The following is a 19958-nucleotide window of genomic DNA, read 5'->3' as shown; positions in this document are numbered from 1 at the left end:
CCCACCCGGGCGTACGCGTCAGTATGGCAGACAAACCGACCACTGGCAGCCTGCTCGGTGTCCCGTACAACTTCGAACGCCCCGGTCTGCGGCGCATGCTCGCCGCGCACGTCCAGCCGGGAAAGGGCATGATCGTCCAGAAACCGTTCGGCATCGGCTACACGGTCAACCTGGCGTCCTGGCGGACGTGGGTGTTGCTCGCGGTCGCGGGCCTGCTGTGGTATCACGAGCGCGCGAGTCAGCGATCGGCCGACGCGGACGACGCAGACGACGCGGACACCGAAGTCCTGATCGACTAGACCATCTCGAACAGCGCGAGCGCGTCCTGGAGATCGATGTCGCCGTCGCCGTCGAAGTCGTAGGCGGCGACGTGATCGGTGACAACGGGCTCGTCGAGGGACTGCACGAATGTGTTCACGTCGGGGAAGTCCAGTTGCCCGTTCCCGTTGACGTCCTCGTAGGTCCAGTCCTCGTCGATGTCCTGGGGTTTCGTGCCGTCGATCGGTTCGGCGGTGACGTCGACGACCGCGAGGTTCCCGCGCTCGGTCGCCGTCGGGTACGGCGTGCCGTCCTCGGCCATGACGGTGTCGACGCTCGCCGTCACTGCCGTCGCTCCTGGCTCGTCGGAGCGCAGCGTCACCGTCGCGAGCGTGACGTTCGACGTCGGCCCGGAGACCGCGTCCGCGCTGTCCGAGACCTTGATGTGCGCTCCGTCGGCGGTCCGTTCGACCGAGCGGATGGGGCCGAACTCCTCGGGCGCCGAGACCGACTCGATCGTGGCGACCGAGTCGTTCGCGACGGCGACGCGAACCTCGTACCCCGAGAGGCCGGCGGGGGTCTCGTCGAGTCGCACGGTCGCCGTCGTCGTCCGATTCACACTCACGCGGTCGGGCGCGACGTCGACCGCGACCGTCTGGCGGTCGATATCGGTGACGGTGAGCGTGTCGGCGGTGGGTTCCGTGTCGTAGGGCTCCCCGGTTTCGGCCTGGACGCTCTCGACGTCGGCGGAGACGTTCGTCGTGCCCGTGGCCGCGGCGTCGATCGTGAGCGTCCCGAGCGTGACGTTCCGGGCCGGGCCGTCGATCGCGCCCGCGCCGTCTGAGACTTTCAGGAGTGCCGTCCCGTTACCGGTCCGTTCGACGCGTTTGATCGCGCCGAACTGCTCGGGGGCCGACACTGACGCGATGGTCGCGACCGAGTCGTTCGCGAGCGCGACGCTGAGGTTGTATCCCGACAGCCCCTCGGGGGCCCCCGAGAGTCGCAGCGTCGCCGTCGTCGTGCCGTCGGGACGCACCATGCCGGGATCGAACGCGACCGAGACGGTCGGCCCGTCCGCCGTCGGGTCTCGGTCGAGCCTGGGGTACTCCTCGGTCGTCGTCCAGGTCGTCTCGAAGTCCAGTGCTTCGAGGTGCTCGCGGGCGTCCGCGCCGGTCATCTCCGCGGTCGTGCGCCCGGTGTCCGCGAACACGGGGTCTTGCCCGGTCGCTTCGGTGTCGAAGTAGACGCCGTCGGTGAACGTCCGGTAGTCGACGCGATCGCTGAACGTGCCCGCGATCCCACCGACGTCACTCGTCCCCGAGACCTGCCCGGTCGCGAACGCGCCGTCGACGCTGGCCTCGCGGGCCCGACCGATCAGGCCGCCGACAGCGTCGTCGCCGGTCACCGATCCGTGGGCGGCGACGTCGGCGAGGTCCGCGTCGTTCGTCCCGACGAGGCCGCCGACTGCGCTCCCGCCGGAGACTGACCCGGTCGCGACGGCCCGACGGAGCGTGTCGCCCCCGAGCGACTGCTCGCCGGCGAGGCCGCCGACGTTGTCGGTGCCGGTCACGTCGCCGTGCGCGCGCACGTCGACGATCGGGCCGGTGCTCTCCCCGACGAGCCCACCCGTGGCGTCTGCCCCGTAGCCGTGCGTGCCGTCGACGTCGCCGCGCGCGACCGCGCCCTCGATCCGGCCGCCGTTCGACCCGGCGAGGCCGCCGACCGCCTCCTCGCCGGAGACGGCGACGTCGGCGCTGACGTTCCTGGCGGTGCCGAGGGTGTTGCCGACGAGACCGCCGACGGTGTCGCCGGAGGCGGTCCCGCTGACGGTGACGCTCGCGATCTGGCCGTGTGAGAGGCCGGCCAGCAGGCCGACCTCGCCACTTCCGTCGACGCTCGCGTTCTCGACGGTCAGGTTCCGGACCGTCCCGTGATCACCGATCTCCGCGAACAGGCCGCTCCCCCCGAGGCGCGCGTCGCTGACGGTGTGGCCCGCCCCGTCGAGTGTGCCGCCGAACCCGTCGAAATACGAGCCATAGTCGGCTGGCTGCTCGGCGGCGATGGCGGGCAGCGGCTCTACCGCCCGACCCGCGTCGATGTCACTCACGAGCCGATAGTGGGCGTCGGGGGCGGCGTCGATGGCGAGCAGCCCCTCGACGCTCGCGATCCGATAGGGATCGTCGGCGGTGCCCGCCCCGTCGAGCGTCGCGGGCGAGGGCGCGACCGTGATCGATCGCTCTGCGACGGCTGTTCCTCCCTCACTGGTCTCGACGGTCGTGCGGACGGTGTACTCCCCGGCGTGCTCGACGGTGAGCGAGGGCCGGTCGCCGTCGGTCTCGGTCCTGACCGTCTCACCGGTCAGGGTCGTCCCCGTAACCGCGGTCGTCGTCGACGTGATCGTCTCGTTCTCCGGGGGGACCGCGCTGACGAACAACTCGAAGGATTCGCCAGCCGCGGGCTGTCGGCCGTCGACGAGCGGTCGGATGCGAACCGTCACGCGATCCTCTCCGTCTTGCTCCCAGGCGAGATTGGGATACCGATCGGTGGTCGTCCAGTTGCCTTCGAAGTCGAGCCCCGAGAGGGCCGTCATCGCGTTCTCGCCGGTCATCTGCTCGGTCGTCAGGGCCGTCCCGAGTGTCGGGTCCGTCGTGTCCGACCCACGGATGTAGACTGCGCTGGCCTCGGGCGTGCCGTCGACCGATCCGACGAGCGCGCCGCTCTCGGTGTCGGCGTCGACGGTGCCGACGGCGTACGCACCGTCGATCGTCGCGTCGAAGGCGTCGTACGTGCCGACGAGGCCGCCGACCGACTCCTCGCCACGAACCGCCCCGAGTGCGTAGCTGTCGGTGATATCGTCGCGCGCCAGGCCGACGAGCCCACCGACGTCGGTGCCACCTCGCTCGCCGCTCGCCGTTTGGGCTCCGCTGACGGTCCCGGTCGCGACGGACTGCCGGATCGGCCGTTCGGACCGCCCGACGAGGCCCCCCACGGCATCGTCGCCAGTTACCGTCCCACTCGCCCGCGATCGGACGATCCGGCCGGTGGCGTCGATGTCGTCTCCACCGAGCGCGACCTCGTGTGTGGAGTGGCCCACGAGGCCGCCGACGCTGTTTTCGCCGGTGACTGCTCCCGTCGCTCGCGAATCGGTGACCGTCGCGCGACCGTTGAACCCGACCAGGCCGCCCACGCTGTTCGTGCCCTCGACGGTCGCGTGTGCGGTCGCATCGACGATCCGCCCGCCGCGGTCGTTGGTCGCCGCCATGCCGCCGACGGCGCGGTTACCGTCGTGACCGACGACCTCGCCCCGGACTGTCGCGTTCTCGATCAGCCCCTCGTTGTGGCCGACGAGGCCGCCGATCGTCGGCTGACGCGTCCTCCCGTCAGCGTTGCCTTCGACGGTCACATCGCCGCTCACCGACCGCACGGTGCCGGTGTTGAACTCAACGAGCGGGGCGCTAGCGTACTCGCCGGTCGCGAGGACCGTCCCCGTGACGTGGACGTCAGCGATCGTCCCGCGGTTCGAGTCGACGACGGCGGCGGTGCCCGATCCGTCGACGCCGACGACGCGAAGCGACTCGACACGGCCCGTCTCACCCACGGTCCGGACGAGCGGCATTCGCGGCCCCGCGACGGTCACGTTCTCGACCGTGTGGCCCTGGCCGTCGAGCGTGCCGTTGAATTTCCGAGTGGCCTCATCGACGGTGTCGTTCGCGCCGACGGGATCGATCGCCGTCTCGGAGAAGTCCAGGTCACTGCCGAGGACGTACTCCGCGTCCAGATCGCCGTCGATCAGACGGAACTGGTCGGCCCGCTCGATCACGTAGGGGTCGTCGGCGGTCCCCGACCCCGCGAGTTCTGCCCCCGGATCGACGGTCGTCGGCGTCGCGGCCGTCGTCTCGACGGTCCTGACCGTCGTATTCTCGATGGTCGTCTCCGCGTCGGTGGTCACGTTCTCACCGGGTGTCGCCGTCGTGTCGGCGCTCGCGACACCGAGGAGTGTGCCGGCGACCAGCACGATCAGTCCCAGGGCGAGTCTGGATCTCATCACAGCCACCGCCCGCTCGCGTCGATGCGCTCGATCCGCGCTGTGGTACTCATTCACCTTCGTTTCACCGCGAACGGGGCTTAACGATTGTTCAATTGCCGATCAAGATGCGTTCGAACTCCGTTCGAACTTCACCCAAACTCCGTTCGAGATTCGCTCCAACGGCGCTGGACGACCTCGGTCGCGCCCACCGGGATGGGGAGGCTTTTGAGAGCGCGGGTGCAGGCACGCCCATGCTCACGTTCGTCACCGGCAACGCCGGCAAGGTCCGCGAGGCGCGCCGGTATCTCGATCAGGACGTCGAACAGGTCAGCCACGACTACGTCGAGATCCAGTCGCCCGATCTGGCGGCTATCGCCGCTCGCGGCGCGCGCGAGGCGTACGCCTACGTCGGCGGGCCCGTCTTCGTCGAGGACTCGGGGCTGTTCGTCGAGGATCTGGATGGGTTCCCCGGCCCCTACTCGGCGTACGTCGAGGACACCATCGGCATCGAGGGCGTGGCCGAACTCGGCGCGGGGTCGCGCGCCACGTTCCGCTCGGTGATCGCGTTCTGTGACGGCGACGCGTTCGCACGCGCCCCGCCCGGCATCGACGAGGGCGAAGGCCACACTATCGTCGCGAGCGTCGACGCCCCGGTCGCCCTCCTCGTCGGTGAGGTCACCGGTGAGATCGTCCAGCCCCGCGGATCGGAGGGCTTCGGCTACGATCCGATCTTCGAGTTCGAAGGCGAGACGTTCGCAGAGCGATCGATGGAGGCGAAAAACGAGGTCTCACACCGTGGGCGCGCGCTGGAAGCCTTCGCGGACTGGCTGGCCTGAGCGGGCGGGGCACTTCGAGACGACTGATGGCTCGTCCGGACAGGATTGATTGGGTTCGAACTCGAACACCGAGTATGGACGAGGCCGACGCGAGCGACGATCGATCTGGGGACCGCGTCGAGGTGATCGATCGCGGCGATCGTCAGATCGAGCTTCCGATCCCGGACGACCCGCTCGCCGCGCTCCGCGCGGAGGTCGCCGACTGCGATCGGTCGGTCGCCAAACTCGTCGCCGACGCTGAGCGGGAGGCGCTCGACGAGGCGGGTCGCCCGGAGCGTCGTCGAGACTGACGTTTCACCGCCACATCGCGAGGTCACAGAACACCGATCGGTCGGCCGAGAGCCAGTGTGTCGTCCGGTCGTGCCCACACACGCCGGGGTGGATGGTGGCCCGGTCCGGACCGGTCGCGTACTCGACGACGGCGAGGTCCAGATCGATGTCCGCGTGGGTGGCGGGCGCGTCGTCGCGGGTGTCGGCGGTGCACTCGGGCCGTGACCTGTCGGGCATGTCCGGTGCGCCGCCGGCGGCACTGATGGGCGTTGCTATGAGGGGTATAGAGCACTCGGGAGCGATCGGGACGACTCCAAAAGATCGAACCGAAATCAGGCCTCGGCTTCGGTCTCGTCGGCCGCTGCGGACTCGTCCTCGATGTAGTACTCCTCGATGAACTCCTCGCCGATGCGGTTGAGTTCCGCTTTCGGGAGCATCGAGAGCAACTCCCAGCCCAGATCGAGCGTCTCCTCGATCGAGCGGTCGGTGTCGGTGCCCTGATCGACGAACTCCTGTTCGAACCGGTCGGCGAAATCGAGGAACTTGTTGTCACGCTCGGAGAGTGCTTCGCGCCCGACGATGTTGACCAGGTCGCGGAGGTCCTCACCCTCGGCGTAGGCGGCGTACATCTGGTCGGAGACGTCGCCGTGGTCCTCGCGGGTGTGGCCCTCGCCGATCCCCTCGTCCATCAACCGGGAGAGCGAGGGCAACACGTAGATCGGCGGGCGGACGCCCTGGCTGTTGAGGTCCCGATCGACGTAGATCTGGCCCTCGGTGATGTATCCCGTGAGGTCCGGGATCGGGTGGGTGTCGTCGTCGCTGGGCATCGTCAGGATCGGGATCTGCGTGATCGACCCCTCGACGCCCTCGATCCGCCCTGCGCGCTCGTAGAGGTTCGCGAGGTCGGTGTACATGTAGCCCGGATACCCGCGCCGACCGGGAACCTCCTCGCGGGCGGCCCCGATCTCGCGGAGCGCCTCACAGTAGTTGGTCATGTCCGTCATGATCGTGAGGACGTGATACCCCTTCTCGAAGGCCAGATACTCGGCGGTCGTCAGCGCTAGCCGCGGCGTGATCGTCCGCTCGACGGCGGGGTCGTCCGCGAGGTTGGTGAACACGACCGAGCGTTCGAGTGCGCCCGTGCGCTCGAAGTCGTCCATGAAGGCGTTGGCTTCCTCGGCGGTGATCCCCATCGCCGCGAAGACGACCGCGAACTCGCTCTCTTCTTCGTCATCGCCCTCGCTCTCCTCGGGCACTTCGGCCTGGCGAGCGATCTGGAGGGCGAGATCGTTGTGGGGCAGTCCGGAGCCAGAGAATAGGGGGAGCTTCTGGCCGCGGACGAGCGTGTTCATCCCGTCGATCGCGCTGACGCCCGTCTGGATGAACTCCCGGGGGAACTCCCGCGAGTAGGGGTTGATCGCCTTCCCGACGATGTCGCGACGCTCGTCGGGGACGATTTCGGGGCCGTCGTCGATCGGCTGGCCGGTCCCGTCGAGGACCCGCCCGAGCAGGTCCTCCGTGACGGGCATCTTCATCGTCTCGCCCAGGAAGCGGACCGAACAGTTCCGGTCGATCCCCTGGGTCGACTCGAACACCTGGATGGCGACGTGGTCGCTGGTCGATTCGAGCACCTGTCCACGGCGGGTCTCGCCGTCGACCTCGATCTCGACCATCTCGTCGTACCCGACTGGCTCGTCGACGGCGACGTGGACGAGCGGTCCGCTGACTTCCGTGATCGTCTGATACTCTTTCATCAGTACAGCCCCCTGAGATCCTCGGTGATCTCGTCGATCGTCTCGTCGATGAACTGTTCGTACTCCTCGGTCGTCGCGATGCGGTTGAGTTGGGCGATCGACTCGACCGACGTGATCTCCTCGACGGGCACGCCCGCGTCGAGCGCGTCGAACGCCGCGTCGTGGAACGCCTTGATCGCACCCATCATCTGGTAGCTCTTCTCGGGCGCACAGTAGGTGTCGACGTCGTGGAGGGCGTTCTGCTGGAGGAACCCCTCGCGGATGTATCGCGCGACGACGAGCGTGAGTTGCTGGTCTTCGGGCAGTGCGTCACGCCCGACGAGCTGAACGATCTCCTGGAGTTCGCCCTCCTCGTCGAGGATGTCGATCAGCCACTGGCGCAGGTCGGGCCAGTCGCCGGCGACCGACTCTTCGAAGTACGGGTCGAGCTGGTCGCGATACAGCGAATAGGACTCGTCCCAGTTGATCGCCGGGAAGTGCCGTCGCTCGGCCAGGTCGGCGTCGAGCGCCCAGAACGTCTTCACGATGCGCAGCGTGTTCTGGGTGACGGGCTCGGAGAAGTCCCCGCCCGGTGGGCTGACTGCGCCGACGACCGAGACCGACCCTTCGTCGCCCGACAGCGTCTGGTAGTACCCAGAGCGCTCGTAGAACTCCGCGAGTCGCGCCGGGAGATAGGCGGGATACCCCTCTTCGCCAGGCATCTCTTCGAGTCGCGAGGAGATCTCGCGCATCGCCTCGGCCCACCGCGAGGTGGAGTCGGCCATCAGCGCGACGTCGTAGCCCATGTCGCGGTAGTACTCCGCGATCGTGATCCCCGTGTAGACCGACGATTCGCGGGCCGCGACGGGCATGTTCGAGGTGTTCGCGATGAGGCTCGTCCGGCTCATCAGCGGCTTCCCCGTCACGGGGTCTTCGAGTTCGGGGAAGTCCTCGATCACCTCGGTCATCTCGTTGCCACGCTCGCCACAGCCGACGTAGACGACGATGTCTGCGTCGGCCCACTTGGCAAGCTGGTGCTGAGTGACCGTTTTCCCACTCCCGAACGGCCCCGGAATCGCGGCCGTTCCGCCCTTGGCGATGGGAAACAGGCCGTCCAAAATGCGCTGCCCGGTCACCAGCGGTTCGGTCGGCGTCTCTTTCTCGCCGGCGGGTCGGGCCTGCCGGACCGGCCACTCCTGGTGCATCGCGATCTCGGTGCCGTCGTCGAGTTCGACGACCGTCTCCTCGACGGTGAACGTCCCCGATTTGGCCTCCGCGACGGTTCCGCCCTCGACGTCCGGGGGGACCATCACGCGATGGTCGATACTCTCGGTCTCGGGGACGGTCCCGACGACGTCGCCGGATGCGACCTCGTCGCCCGCCTCGACGGTGGGCGTGAACTCCCAGGGCTTCTCCAGATCGATCCCCGGGGCGTCGACCCCGCGGTCGAGAAACGCCGACCCCATCGATTCTTCGAGGACCTCCAGGGGGCGCTGGACGCCGTCGTAGATGTTGTCCAGCAGGCCCGGGCCCAGATCGACCGCGAGCGGCGATCCGGTGCCTTCGACGGGTTCGCCCGGCGCGACCGCCGAGGTTTCCTCGTAGACCTGGATGGTGGTCACGTCGTCTTCGATTTCGATGACCTCGCCCATCAGGCCGGCCTCACCGACGTACACCATGTCGTTCATACGCGCGTCCAGCCCGGTCGCCGTCACGACGGGGCCGCTCACGCTGTCGATCCGTCCGTCTGCGCGGACTGTCTGGTCCGTGCTCATATCATTCCTCCATGAGATCGATGCCGATCGCGCGCTTGATCTGGGCGCGGAGGCCGCCACTCGCAGCCCCGCCGCCGAGCGTCACGAGGACCGGGTCGAGACTCCGCTCGACGGCCTCGCGCGTCCCGCGCGAGAGATATTCGAGATCCGATTCGTGCATGACGACGATGCCCACCGACTCGTCTTCGAACACCGTCTCGACGGCGTCCTCCAACTGCTCGGGCTTGTCGTCCTCGGGGACCGACTCGCACTTGCGGACGCCGGCGAGTCTGAACCCCGTCGTGAAGTCGCTACTGCCGACGACGGCAATTTCGTCTGCCATCAGAGAATCACCCGTCGTTCGATCTCGGCGTCGCTCATCCCCGCCTCGCGACCGCGTGCGATCGCGCGGATGTTCTCGACCTCGCGTTCTTTCGCGAGGATGTAGGCGAGGATCGGGCAGACCGACACGGGATACCGGTTCGAGAGCCGATCGGCCTGTTCGAGCAGCGCGGCGTCGAGCGCGTTCTCGAACTCGATCCGATCGCCCGATTCGAGGTGGCCGAGTGCGGTTTCGATCCGTGTGCCGTACGAACTCTCCCGGACGTGATCGATCAGCGCCTCGCGATCCTCTCCGAGGCGGGTGAGATCATCGACGTCGAACAGTCGCCCGCCGGCGATCGCGTACTCGGTGGGGTCGATGGTCGAGGCGTCGTGAGCGACGCGGATCGCGTTCCGGAGGTTCCGGAAGTCGATCTCCGTTTCGAGGAACTCGATGTACAACTCCGTCGGGCGGTTGGCACTCGATTTCGCGGGCAGATCCTCGATCAGCGCCTCGTAGAACGCCCGATCGACGGCGTTTTCGAGGGGAACGAGCAGGTCGGTCCGCTCGTAGTCCTCGTAGGCCGCTTCGAGCGGCGGGCCGTAGATCGTGTCCGCGAGGATCTCGACGACGCGTTCGATCGAGTCCGCACCCGTGAGTTGGGCGAGCGTCTCTTCGTCGATTTCGCCGGCCCGGATGAGGTCGGTCTCGATCGATTCGGCGTCCGCGCCCGAGTAGATCCCCCGGATGACGGTCTTGACGTTCCAGGCGTCGAACTTCCGGAGGTACCGGGCGACGAAGTCGTAGATCCGCCCCTCGGACCACCCGAGGATGTCCTCGAAGTGTTTCGCGAGGTTGCGCTCGATGGCGTACTCGATGAGGTCGACGCCCGCAAAGCGCGTTCCGAGCGCGTTCATCTCGGCTTCGTACTCGCTGTCCTCCATGAACCGGGCGATCTCGCCGGTCCCCATCCGGACGAGTTTGCGGTAATCGCTCTCGTCGTACAGCATCGATCGGCGCGATCTGACGCGCGCGACGACGTACTCGGGGTTGCCCCGGGAACGCTTCGATCCCGTGTACACGCTCATTCCTCCTCGAACAGGCGGTCACTGACGGCCCGGAGGTGCTCCTCCCAGACGTCTTCGAGGACCGCATCGAACGTGTTGTTCACGCGGACGCGCGCGCCCTCGCTCGTGACGACGACGCCGCCCAGACAGTCTCTGGGGTCTCCGACGGTCGCGTCGCGGTCGGTGACGAGGTCGTCGAGCAGGTCGCGGTCCTCGGCGCGACCGTGGACGACCAGCGACCCCTCGTCGAACTCGTCGAGCGCGTCGGTCAGCAACGACTCGGTGAGATCCCGGCGACGGTCGCCGTCCAGTTCGACGAGTTCGTCCTCGACGCGCTCGCGAACGTCCTGAAGGACCGACCGCCGTGCGCGAAGCCGCGCCTGCTTGGCTTCGAGTTCGGCGTTCGAGAGGCCGCGTTCGCGCTCCTGGTCGATCTGACGCTCGACGTCACGCTCGCGCTGCTCGCGGATCTGGTCGGCCTCCGCCTCGGCCTCGGCGCGAATCTCCTCGGCCTCCGCCTCGGCCTCCTCCCGAATGGCCTCGGCCTGGGCCTCGGCCTGCTCTCGAATGTCCTCGACGACCGTTTCGAGACTCATCGTGGATTCAGATGAACAGCACGAGGAAGACCACGACCAGGACCAGGATGACGAGCGTCTCGGGGATGACCGTCAGGATCAGCCCGTTGACGAACAGGTCGTCGTCTTCAGCGATCGCCCCGATAGCGGCGGAGCCGATACCGCGCTCGGCGTAGCCGGCGGCCAGCGCAGACAAACCGACGGCGATCGCCGCAGCGCCGGCGTCGTTGAGAATCGGTGCACCCTCCTGAAGCAACATGGCAGTTTCTGGAATCATGGGTTTCGTGTGTCGTTCGAGACGACGTGCACTCGGCGTAGCGTCGGTCCACCGCCAAGATAAACCTTGGTAAATAGCTCTCGCCACCGTATGTTGCCGGTGTCGCCGTCCGACGATTGCGATATCTCGGGCATTGACATCGCGTGCTGGTCGGAACATTTTACTTTATTATGAACGTAATTTATGGTCAGGCCGGGGGACCGCCGCGCCTGGCGGCCCGGGGGCACACATGAGAGACCACGACACCACAGGATCCGATCGGCAGTCGAGACGCCAGTTTCTGAAGACCACCGGTGCGACCGCCGCACTGGCCGCCGGTCTCGCGACCGTCGGTACCGCCGCCGCACGCGGGATTCCGACCCCACGCTTGCATCGCGACGGAAAGTGGATGAAAGACCCGAGCGACAACGAGGTGACCTTGCGCGGGGTGAACGTCGTCGACCCTGCCCGCGCGAAAGAGACCACCTGGCGACGCGCCATTCCGCGGGTGGTCGAGCACGCGACCGACCCTGAGCGCGACTGGTACTCGCGGGTGATCCGCTTGCCGATGCAACCCGCGGACATCATCGAAGACGGCAAGGGCAACGGCGCTCGGGTCGATCCGGGTGGGTTCTCCGAATCGAAACTGCAGACGTATCTCGACGACTACGTCCAGCCAGTCGTCGAGACAACGCGTGAGATCGGTGTCTACCTCATTCTGGACTACCATCGCCACAAGAGCCAGGAACTCGAATACACCGACCCCGACCTCCACGACGAACTGATGATGTTCTGGGAGGTCGTCGCCTCGCGGTACGCGGAGGAGCCACACGTCCTCTTCGAGGTGTACAACGAACCCATCTCGCCGTACTACGGCTTCCGCGAGCGCGGGGCGAGCGCCGAGGTGGCCAATCCCGACGACGAGAACGCCGAACAGACCTGGCTCGACTGGCGGGCGGCCGCCCAGCCCTGGGTCGATACGATTCAGGCCAACGCCCCCGAAGCGCCGGTGCTCATCGGGTCGCCGCGGTGGTCCCAGTGGACCTTCTGGTCGTCGATCCACGAGTTCGAGGGCGAGAATCTCGCCTACACCGGCCACGTCTACGGCCATCCGGGCTTGCGCCCGCTGGACGAATACTTCGGCACGCCCGCCGAGGAGGTGCCGATCTTCATGACGGAGTTCGGGTACGAACCCGACGACGGCGAGACTGCCGAATACATGGCCGGATCGAACGAGAAGGAGGGCCAGCAGTTCGTCGACTTCTTCGAGAGCCACCCGAACGTCTCCTGGCAGGTCTGGTGTTTCGATCACATCTGGGCGCCCGCGATGTTCTCCAAGGACACCGGCGGGCCCGACGAACCCTGGGAACTCAGATCCGGGCCGCTCCAGCACGGGCAGTTCTTCCGCGATTACCTCAAAGAGACTCGCTCGGACCGTCTACCCGAGGGTGATGGGTCGACGACGCCGGGCACGACGCCCGGGGGCGACCTCGACCCGGTCGACGGCACCGTCCCGCAGGATCTCGACGGCGACGGACTCCACGAGGACCTCTCGGGGGACGGGACGCTGAACTTCCCCGACGTGAACCAATTCTTCCAGCACACCGATTCCGCCGCCGTGCAGGACCACCCCGACGCCTACGACTTCGACGGGGACGGCACCGTCGACTCACAGGACGTGCTCGCGCTGTTCGAGATGGTCTGAACAGTCGTCTCTTTCTCCGGTCGATCGAGCGGTGGAAACGACTATCCGAGGTGTGCTCGAATATCGGTGGCATGGAACACAGCGTCGACCGGCGGACGGTCCTCGGGGGCCTGGGCGCGGGGCTGGCACTGGCCGTCGGCCTGCCGGGCCGGGTGGCTGCCGCCGAGTGGCCCGCGAGTTCGAAACGCGGGTTCGCGGGATCGGACCCGGCGCGGGGGAACCTTCTGGAAGCCGCGTGGTCGTACAACTGGCTCTCGGGATCGGATCGCACCGACGAGTTCGACCACGACGAGTTCGTCCCGATGATCAACGGCGACGACCTGGGCTGGACGGCCGGGGCCGCCGAGCAGATCCGCGCGAGCGACGCCGACGCGATGCTCGGCTACAACGAACCCGACCACGAGGAAGGGTATCACGACGTCCAGACGATCCTCGACCCGTGGCGCACCGTCTGTGACACCTTCCGGGATACCAGCGTGACGGTCGTCGGCCCGTCGATCAAGACCGGTACGTCGGGCGGGCAGTCGTACCTGCAGGCGTTTATGGACGGCGTCGAGAGCGATCCGAACCTCTACGTCGACGCGGTGGGCGTCCACTGGTACGCTGGCTCGCAGGCGATGGCATCCGACCCCGTCGGGCAGGCCACATCCTTCCTCGACCGGATGGACTGGGTGTACGAGCAGTTCGGCCGGCCGATCTGGATCACGGAGTTCGGTGGCCCCAACTTCGGGAGCGTGAGCGACATCGAGTCGCTGATCGAGAGCAACGTGACCTATCTCTCACGGACGGTCCCCGAACTCGAACGCCGCGACTACGTCCACCGGTATGCCTGGTGGTCCGGGAGCGATGCGACCTGGTTGACCACCGAGGGGGCTGACGGGCGGACGCTGACCGATGTCGGCGAGGCGTACGTCACCAGCGCGGGCCGGTCCGCCCAGCCGATCGCGGCGGGCACCTACCGCATCGTCGCCGCCCATTCGGGCCACGCGCTGACGGTCGTCGACGGTGCGAGCACCGAGGGCGCGAGCGTCGCTCAGGCTGCGGTGGGCGCACACGGGCAGCGCTGGACGCTGTCACCGACCGCCGACGGCGCGTACACCGTCGAGGCGGCGCACTCGGGACACGTCCTGGAGGTCGCGAACGAATCGACCGACGCGGGCGATTCGATCGACCAGTGGCCCGACAACGGCGGCGACCACCAGCGCTGGCACGTGATCGCGAACGCCGACGACACCTATCGCATCGAGAACGCCAACAGCCGGCACGTCCTCGACGTGGCCGACGGCGCGACCGACCCGGGGAGTCCGGTGCTCCAGTGGCCCTGGATCGCTGGCTCCAACCAGCGCTGGCGGTTCGAACCGGTCGAGTCGACACCGACCGAGACCCCGCCGGAACTCGACCCCGTCGCGGGCACGGTCCCGCAGGACATCGACGGCGACGGACTCCACGAGGACCTCTCGGGCGACGGAACCGTGAACTTCCCCGACGTGAACCGACTCTTCCAGCACACTGATTCCGCCGCCGTGCAGGACTACCCCGACGCCTACGACTTTTCGGGCGACGGCATCGTCGACTCACAGGACGTGCTCGCGCTGTTCGAGATGGTCTGAGTCGGAGCTTCGAGATCCGGGTCGAAGTTTGTACGGTTTTCGGGTGGAGTTCGTTCGGAGTTTGCAAAGTGTCCATGATTTAATACTTCGACGTCCGGATTCCTGCACGTTCACACACGGTGTAACCTGTCGGCGGCCCTTCGGGGCCGCCGATCCGTGTGCGACCGTACTCATGACTGAACCACACACTGCGGACGACGACGCACAGCGGCGACGAACCACGCGGCGGGGCTTTCTCGGATCGGCGGGGGCGCTGGTCGCGACAGCGGGCCTGGGCGGGACGGCCGTGACGGCGAGTGCGGCGACCGGCGCGATGAACGCGGTCGCCTACGACCTCTCGATGCTGCCCGCACTCGATCAGGGTCATTACGAGGGGTGGGCGATCTTCGACGGCGGGTCGGAGAAACTCTCGACGGGGACGTTCTCGGCCGGCGAGGAGTACGTCTTCGAGGTCGACCGTGACCTCTCGGAGGCCGAGAAGATCGTCGTGACGATCGAACCCGACGAGGACCCGAGCCCCGACCCGAGCGGTGTGGTCGTCCTCGCGGGATCGCTGTCGGACGGGACGGCCGACCTGTCCTTCCCCGTCTCGTTCGAGGATGCGAGCGGGAGTTACATCCTGGCGACGCCGACGAACGGTGGCGACTCGAACGAGCGGTCGGGCATCTGGTTCCTCGATCCGTCGGGGCCCTCCGCATCGCTCGACCTGCCCGATCTGAGCGGTGCGAACTGGACGTACGAGGGCTGGGTCGTCCACGGCGGCATGCCGCTCTCGACGGGCCGGTTCGACCACCCGGCGATGGCCGACGACGCGGCGCCGTACTCGGGCGATCAGGACGGCCCGCCGTTCCCCGGGGAGGACTTCCTGCAGAACGCGCCCAGCGAGATGGCGTTCCCGACCGACCTCGCGGACGGCTCCTCGAAGGCGGTGATCTCGGTCGAACCCGACATCGACGGGACCGATCCGACCGGCCCGGCCCCGTTTCAGGTGAAACCGCTGGCGGGCCCGATTCCCGGCGACGCGACCGATCACACGAGCTACGATCTCGACGTGCCGGATCCGAAAGCGCCGTCGGGCATGGCGACACTGTACGAGGACGCTGCGGCGGCCCGCGGGACGAGCGACGGGATGAACGCGGTCGCCTACGACCTCTCGATGCTGCCCGAACTCGATCAGGGTCATTACGAGGGGTGGGCGATCTTCGACGGCGGCGCGACGAAGCTGTCGACGGGGACGTTCTCGAAGGGTGAGGAGTACGTCTTCGAGGTGGATCGCGACCTCTCGGAGGCCGAGAAGATCGTCGTGACGATCGAACCCGACGAGGACCCGAGCCCCGACCCGAGCGGTGTGGTCGTCCTCGCGGGATCGCTGTCGGACGGCACGGCCGACCTGTCCTTCCCCGTTTCGTTCGAGGATGCGAGCGGAAGCTACATCCTGGCGACGCCGACGAACGGTGGCGACTCGAACGAGCGGTCGGGCATCTGGTTCCTCGATCCGTCGGGGCCCTCCGCATCGCTCGACCTGCCCGATCTGAGCGAGGCGAACTGGACGTACGAGGGCTGGGTCGTCCACGGCGGCATGCCGCTCTCGACCGGTCGATTCGACCACCCGGCGATGGCCGACGATAGCGCACCGTACTCGGGCGATCAGGACGGGCCGCCGTTCCCCGGGGAGGACTTCCTCTGGGGTGCACCCGAGGGTCTCGAATTCCCGACCGACCTGGCCGACGGCTCGTCAAAAGCGGTGATCTCGGTCGAACCCGACATCGACGGGACGGATCCGACCGGCCCGGCCCCGTTCCAGGTCAAGCCGCTGGCCGCGCCGATCCCCGGCGACGCGACCGATCACACGAGTTACGACCTGAACGCCCCCGATCCGAAGACGCCCGACGGCACCGCAACGCTGTACGCGGACGCCGCGGCCGCTCGCGCGCCCGAGACCTCGACGCTCTCGCTCGACCTGTCGATGCTGCCCGAACTGTCGGAGGGTCACTACGAGGGGTGGGCGATCTTCGACGGCGGGAGTGAGAAACTCTCGACCGGGACGTTCAGCGCGGCCGGATCGACGGTCTTCGAGGTCGACCGTGACCTCTCGGCAGCCGAGAAGATCGTCGTGACGATCGAACCGAGCGACGATCCGAGCCCCGACCCGAGCGGCGTGGTCGTGCTCGCGGGCGCCCTCGAAGACGGTATCGCGGACCTGTCCTTCCCGGTGAACTTCGAGGATGCGAGCGGGAGCTATATCCTGGCGACGCCGACGAACGGCGGCGACTCGAACGAGCGGTCGGGCATCTGGTTCCTCGATCCCGCGGGTGGCCCCTCCGCATCGCTCGACCTCCCGGATCTGAGCGAGGCGAACTGGACGTACGAGGGCTGGGTCGTCCACGGCGGCATGCCGCTCTCGACGGGCCGGTTCGACCACCCGGCGATGGCCGACGACGCGGCCCCGTACTCGGGCGATCAGGGCGCGCCGCCGTTCCCGGGCGAGGACTTCCTCCAGAACGCCCCCGACGGGCTCGAATTCCCGACCGACCTCGCGGACGGCTCCTCGAAAGCGGTGATCTCGGTCGAACCCGACATCGACGGGACGGATCCGACCGGCCCGGCCCCGTTCCAGGTGAAACCGCTGGCGGGCCCGATTCCCGGCGACGCGACCGATCACACGAGCTACGAGTTGGGCGTGCCCGATCCCAAAACGCCGTCGGGGACGGCCCGCGTCCGGACTGGCGACCTCGATCCCGTCGCGGACACTGTTCCGCAGGACATCGACGGTGACGGTCTCCACGAGGACCTCAACGGGAACGGCCGCCTCGACTTCGTCGACGTGAACACGTTCTACCAACACTCCGACGAGGCGGTGCTCTCCGATCACGAGACGGCTTACGACTTCTCGGAAGACGGCACGGTCGACATGCAGGACGTGATGGCGCTGTTCGAGATGGTCTGAGGGCGGTCAGTTCGAGGCGCGATCGCCGTCGGCCTCGGCGCCGAACGGTTCGTACGCCCGCCCGTTGCCGGCGTAGAACTTTCCGAAGAACTCCACGTATTCGAGACGCACGGCCTGCAGGCCGCCGCTGATGACACCCAAAACGAGTACGACGGCGTGGCCGACGACGAGGATGACGATCCCGACCAACAGCGGGGCGATGCCCATGTTGGTCAGCCCGCCGAACAGAATCTCACCGCTCGCGTAGTGGCTGGTGAACTCGGCTGGGGACTCCCCGATGAGGAAATGCCAGTTCTGTGGGTCGCCTTCCGCTCCGACGCCGAAGACGATCAGGTTCACCACGAACGCCATTCCGGCTTTCGCGAGCAGGACGGCCATCAACCGGACGTAGGAGATGACGTTGACGAACACGTCGAGGAATTCGACGAGTTCGATCGGCTCGCCCATCGCGAGCAGGGCCAACCCGACGACGAACAGTGCGATCCCGACGATGCCGACGATCGCAGGCAGGCCCGCAAAGCCCAGGGGGAACGGATGGCCGTTGAGGACGGCGGTCTCACCGACCATGAAATCGGGCTTGAAACTCCCGCCGTGGAAGCTGAAGATCCACGCCCAGGTCCCGACGAGCATCGCGAGCCAGGAGGCGTTCTCCGTGATCGCGGCCCAGACGCCGTGGGTCAAATCGTCGACGAACCCGACGGCGTACGCGACGGTGAGGTGCGCGAGCCCAGCCAGGAGGCTCCCGACCAGCCAGAGCAGCGCCCAGTCGCTGTGCACGGGGATGAAGCCCTTGTGCAGCGGTGACGCGTCCATCCCGAGCAGGCCGTCCCAGAGGACGGCCGTCACCAGATGGGTGCCGAACAGTTCGCCGTACAGCACGCCGAACAGCGCGGTGAACCCACCAGCCCAGAGCGCGACCCCACCCATCGATCGCATGGCGGGCCGCTCGAATCGCTGGAGCATGATCGCTCCGATCGCGGCGTAGATCAGCCCGTAGCCCAGGTCCCCGATCATGAACCCGAAGAACGCGGGGAACGTCAACAACAGCAAGATCGTCGGGTCGAGTTCGTCGTAGTTCGGGACCCCGACCGCCGTGACGAACGGCTCGAACGGCTGGGCGATCGAGGGGTTGTCCTGGACGACCGGCGGGTTGGGATCACCCAGCGCGGTCACGCCGCCGTCGGCCCGCACTTCGACGTCGCCGTCCGCTTCGGCGTCGGCCGTGGGCGCGGGTTCGACGGGGTGGCCCTCGTCGTAGGCGGCGCGTTCGAGTTCGTCGATCGAGATCCGATCACCGACGGCGGTCCGGAGCACCTCTTCGAACCGGTCGAGTTCCTCGGTCGGCAGCCACCCCTCAGCGACGAACGCCCGCTCGGTCGTCGCAAAGGAGAGCGGCGCTTCGCGTTTGTCCACTTCGACGGCGAGGTACTCCTCGGCGGCGAGCAGTTCGCCGCCGACGTCGAGCGCGAGCCGTTCGAGTTTCGACTCGACGGTCCGGAGTTCGGACTCGATCTGTCGGAGTTCGTGGCGTCGCTGCTGGAGGAAGGTTTCGGGGTCGGCCTCGCCGTCGGGGATCGGGATCGGTTCGAACGCGACGCCGACGAGGACGTCGCTCAACTCGCCCTCCGCGAGCGACGCGAACATGCCGACGGTCTCCTCGCCGGCGAACACCTCGAAGGCCTCGACGGCGTCCGATTCCGCCAGGCTCCCCTCGATCGCGTCCGGATCGCCAGCCCCGACGGCGACCGAGAGGGTGTCGTACCCACCGAGCAAGTCCAGATCGATGCCGAGATCGACGAACTGGGCGGCCTGTTCGTACTCGGCTTGCAGATCGCGCCGGCGCTGTTCGAGCTCCTCGCGACGGTCGTCGAGTGCGTTGGCCTCGGTGCGGATCTCTTCGAGGCGATCGTCGAGACGGTCGGGCTCGATCCGCGCGGGCCCGACGGCCTCGGGGTCGACTTCCAGCGTGCTCAGGAGTGCGCGCACGGTGACGAGTTTCTGGGCGGCGTCGTCGGCCCCCTCCAGGGGCGACCCCGGGTCGAACCCCTCGATGGCGTCGTCGTACTCCGAGAGATGGAGCATTTCGAGGTCGTGGACCGTCTCGATCACGTCCGGGAGGACGGCCCGCGACCCCACCACCGAGACCCGACTCATCCGCTCAGGCCTGAGCATTCACGGCCTCCTCGAAGCGCTCGATGACGAACGCGACCGCCTCGTCTTCGTTCTGTTCGGCCTGCTCGACGAGGCGCTCGCGGCGCTGTTCGCCCGCCGCGACGATCTCCTCGCGCTCGGCCTCGATGTCCTCGCGAGCCGCCGCGAGACGCTCGTCGGCCGCTTCGTCGGCCTCCTCCTGGGCCTCGGCAACGATCGTCTCGGCCGCTTCCCGGGCCTCGGCAACGATCGCGTCGGCCTCGTCGTCGGCGTCCGCGAGAATCTCGTCGGCCTCGTTCTCGACCGCCTTGATGCGTTCGAGTACCTCCGGGCGTGGCATTGTCTGATCGTCGGGTGATTGCCCGACCGGCTATATGGGCGTTGCGGAACCCGGCCCACGACCGCGGCAACGAGCGTCTGAATCCGGGGAATTATGCCGCCGACCCG

General features: G+C 67.6%; 16 protein-coding genes. 6 read left to right on the top strand and 10 right to left on the bottom strand.

The window, feature by feature from the left end; translation table 11 throughout:
- The first annotated feature begins 23 nt into the window (after positions 1 to 23).
- Positions 24 to 299: a DUF5808 domain-containing protein gene (locus HARCEL1_RS11400; RefSeq protein ID WP_108383665.1), complete on the top strand. Its 276-nt coding sequence runs from the start codon at positions 24 to 26 to the stop codon at positions 297 to 299.
- On the opposite strand, the gene HARCEL1_RS11395 is transcribed toward HARCEL1_RS11400, so the two are convergent.
- Complete coding sequence (locus HARCEL1_RS11395) at positions 296 to 4303, bottom strand: GLUG motif-containing protein (RefSeq protein WP_159077117.1); 4008 nt, start codon at positions 4301 to 4303, stop codon at positions 296 to 298. The genes HARCEL1_RS11400 and HARCEL1_RS11395 overlap by 4 nt on opposite strands.
- Before the next feature lie 233 nt (positions 4304 to 4536).
- Between HARCEL1_RS11395 and HARCEL1_RS11390 the strand changes: the two genes are divergently transcribed.
- Both HARCEL1_RS11390 and HARCEL1_RS11385 read left to right on the top strand, forming a co-directional pair.
- Positions 4537 to 5121, top strand: coding sequence for a non-canonical purine NTP pyrophosphatase (locus HARCEL1_RS11390; RefSeq protein ID WP_108383660.1), 585 nt, complete (start codon positions 4537 to 4539; stop codon positions 5119 to 5121).
- 74 nt (positions 5122 to 5195) lie between these two features.
- Positions 5196 to 5411, top strand: a complete 216-nt coding sequence (locus HARCEL1_RS11385) for a hypothetical protein (RefSeq protein WP_108383657.1) — start codon at positions 5196 to 5198, stop codon at positions 5409 to 5411.
- Between the two features lie 4 nt (positions 5412 to 5415).
- Here the strand turns inward: HARCEL1_RS11385 and HARCEL1_RS11380 are convergent, their stop codons facing one another.
- From HARCEL1_RS11380 to HARCEL1_RS11350, 7 genes are all read right to left on the bottom strand, one after another.
- On the bottom strand, positions 5416 to 5628 hold the full coding sequence (locus HARCEL1_RS11380; protein WP_108383654.1) for a DUF7511 domain-containing protein: 213 nt from the start codon (positions 5626 to 5628) through the stop codon (positions 5416 to 5418).
- Between the two features lie 95 nt (positions 5629 to 5723).
- Positions 5724 to 7145 carry a V-type ATP synthase subunit B gene (locus HARCEL1_RS11375; protein ID WP_108383651.1) on the bottom strand — a complete coding sequence of 474 codons (1422 nt, stop codon included), beginning with the start codon at positions 7143 to 7145 and terminating at the stop codon, positions 5724 to 5726.
- Entirely contained in the window at positions 7145 to 8899 is a 1755-nt protein-coding gene (locus HARCEL1_RS11370; protein ID WP_108383649.1) for an ATP synthase subunit A, read from the bottom strand. Before HARCEL1_RS11370 ends, HARCEL1_RS11375 begins: the two co-directional genes overlap by 1 nt.
- Position 8900: 1 nt before the next feature.
- The gene (locus HARCEL1_RS11365) at positions 8901 to 9221 is read right to left on the bottom strand and encodes a V-type ATP synthase subunit F (protein WP_108383646.1); all 321 of its coding nucleotides are present in this window, start codon (positions 9219 to 9221) and stop codon (positions 8901 to 8903) included.
- Positions 9221 to 10288: a V-type ATP synthase subunit C gene (locus HARCEL1_RS11360; RefSeq protein ID WP_108383644.1), complete on the bottom strand. Its 1068-nt coding sequence runs from the start codon at positions 10286 to 10288 to the stop codon at positions 9221 to 9223. Before HARCEL1_RS11360 ends, HARCEL1_RS11365 begins: the two co-directional genes overlap by 1 nt.
- Positions 10285 to 10863, bottom strand: a complete 579-nt coding sequence (locus HARCEL1_RS11355; protein ID WP_108383641.1) for a V-type ATP synthase subunit E — start codon at positions 10861 to 10863, stop codon at positions 10285 to 10287. The genes HARCEL1_RS11360 and HARCEL1_RS11355 overlap by 4 nt, the downstream gene beginning before the upstream one ends.
- A 7-nt stretch (positions 10864 to 10870) precedes the next feature.
- Complete coding sequence (locus HARCEL1_RS11350; protein ID WP_108383638.1) at positions 10871 to 11119, bottom strand: hypothetical protein; 249 nt, start codon at positions 11117 to 11119, stop codon at positions 10871 to 10873.
- A 229-nt stretch (positions 11120 to 11348) separates the two neighbouring features.
- Between HARCEL1_RS11350 and HARCEL1_RS11345 the strand changes: the two genes are divergently transcribed.
- From HARCEL1_RS11345 to HARCEL1_RS11335, 3 genes are all read left to right on the top strand, one after another.
- On the top strand, positions 11349 to 12803 hold the full coding sequence (locus HARCEL1_RS11345; RefSeq protein ID WP_108383635.1) for a cellulase family glycosylhydrolase: 1455 nt from the start codon (positions 11349 to 11351) through the stop codon (positions 12801 to 12803).
- Between the two features lie 71 nt (positions 12804 to 12874).
- Positions 12875 to 14413 (top strand): RICIN domain-containing protein, encoded by a 1539-nt coding sequence (locus HARCEL1_RS11340; protein ID WP_108383632.1) that lies wholly within the window; start codon positions 12875 to 12877, stop codon positions 14411 to 14413.
- Positions 14414 to 14585: 172 nt separating this feature from the next.
- Positions 14586 to 17360: an anti-sigma factor domain-containing protein gene (locus tag HARCEL1_RS11335; RefSeq protein ID WP_108383629.1), complete on the top strand. Its 2775-nt coding sequence runs from the start codon at positions 14586 to 14588 to the stop codon at positions 17358 to 17360.
- 6 nt (positions 17361 to 17366) lie between these two features.
- Here HARCEL1_RS11335 and HARCEL1_RS11330 read toward each other — a convergent pair whose 3' ends face one another.
- Both HARCEL1_RS11330 and HARCEL1_RS11325 read right to left on the bottom strand, forming a co-directional pair.
- Entirely contained in the window at positions 17367 to 19532 is a 2166-nt protein-coding gene (locus HARCEL1_RS11330) for a V-type ATP synthase subunit I (RefSeq protein WP_108383627.1), read from the bottom strand.
- On the bottom strand, positions 19519 to 19851 hold the full coding sequence (locus tag HARCEL1_RS11325; RefSeq protein ID WP_108383625.1) for a V-type ATP synthase subunit H: 333 nt from the start codon (positions 19849 to 19851) through the stop codon (positions 19519 to 19521). The genes HARCEL1_RS11330 and HARCEL1_RS11325 overlap by 14 nt, the downstream gene beginning before the upstream one ends.
- Positions 19852 to 19958 lie beyond the last annotated feature (107 nt).

The organism is Halococcoides cellulosivorans (assembly GCF_003058365.1).
GTDB classification, from domain to species: Archaea; Halobacteriota; Halobacteria; order Halobacteriales; family Haloarculaceae; genus Halococcoides; species Halococcoides cellulosivorans.
Note: the sequence above shows the minus strand (reverse complement) of the source record. Positions and strands in the feature narration are given on the sequence as shown.

Excerpts from the sequence above, each read along its gene's own strand:
- HARCEL1_RS11400 (WP_108383665.1), top strand. The coding sequence starts at position 24 with ATGGCAGACAAACCGACCACTGGCAGCCTGCTCGGTGTCCCGTACAAC.
- HARCEL1_RS11395 (WP_159077117.1), bottom strand. The coding sequence starts at position 4,303 with ATGAGATCCAGACTCGCCCTGGGACTGATCGTGCTGGTCGCCGGCACA.
- HARCEL1_RS11390 (WP_108383660.1), top strand. The coding sequence starts at position 4,537 with ATGCTCACGTTCGTCACCGGCAACGCCGGCAAGGTCCGCGAGGCGCGC.
- HARCEL1_RS11385 (WP_108383657.1), top strand. The coding sequence starts at position 5,196 with ATGGACGAGGCCGACGCGAGCGACGATCGATCTGGGGACCGCGTCGAG.
- HARCEL1_RS11380 (WP_108383654.1), bottom strand. The coding sequence starts at position 5,628 with ATGCCCGACAGGTCACGGCCCGAGTGCACCGCCGACACCCGCGACGAC.
- HARCEL1_RS11375 (WP_108383651.1), bottom strand. The coding sequence starts at position 7,145 with ATGAAAGAGTATCAGACGATCACGGAAGTCAGCGGACCGCTCGTCCAC.
- HARCEL1_RS11370 (WP_108383649.1), bottom strand. The coding sequence starts at position 8,899 with ATGAGCACGGACCAGACAGTCCGCGCAGACGGACGGATCGACAGCGTG.
- HARCEL1_RS11365 (WP_108383646.1), bottom strand. The coding sequence starts at position 9,221 with ATGGCAGACGAAATTGCCGTCGTCGGCAGTAGCGACTTCACGACGGGG.
- HARCEL1_RS11360 (WP_108383644.1), bottom strand. The coding sequence starts at position 10,288 with ATGAGCGTGTACACGGGATCGAAGCGTTCCCGGGGCAACCCCGAGTAC.
- HARCEL1_RS11355 (WP_108383641.1), bottom strand. The coding sequence starts at position 10,863 with ATGAGTCTCGAAACGGTCGTCGAGGACATTCGAGAGCAGGCCGAGGCC.
- HARCEL1_RS11350 (WP_108383638.1), bottom strand. The coding sequence starts at position 11,119 with ATGATTCCAGAAACTGCCATGTTGCTTCAGGAGGGTGCACCGATTCTC.
- HARCEL1_RS11345 (WP_108383635.1), top strand. The coding sequence starts at position 11,349 with ATGAGAGACCACGACACCACAGGATCCGATCGGCAGTCGAGACGCCAG.
- HARCEL1_RS11340 (WP_108383632.1), top strand. The coding sequence starts at position 12,875 with ATGGAACACAGCGTCGACCGGCGGACGGTCCTCGGGGGCCTGGGCGCG.
- HARCEL1_RS11335 (WP_108383629.1), top strand. The coding sequence starts at position 14,586 with ATGACTGAACCACACACTGCGGACGACGACGCACAGCGGCGACGAACC.
- HARCEL1_RS11330 (WP_108383627.1), bottom strand. The coding sequence starts at position 19,532 with ATGCTCAGGCCTGAGCGGATGAGTCGGGTCTCGGTGGTGGGGTCGCGG.
- HARCEL1_RS11325 (WP_108383625.1), bottom strand. The coding sequence starts at position 19,851 with ATGCCACGCCCGGAGGTACTCGAACGCATCAAGGCGGTCGAGAACGAG.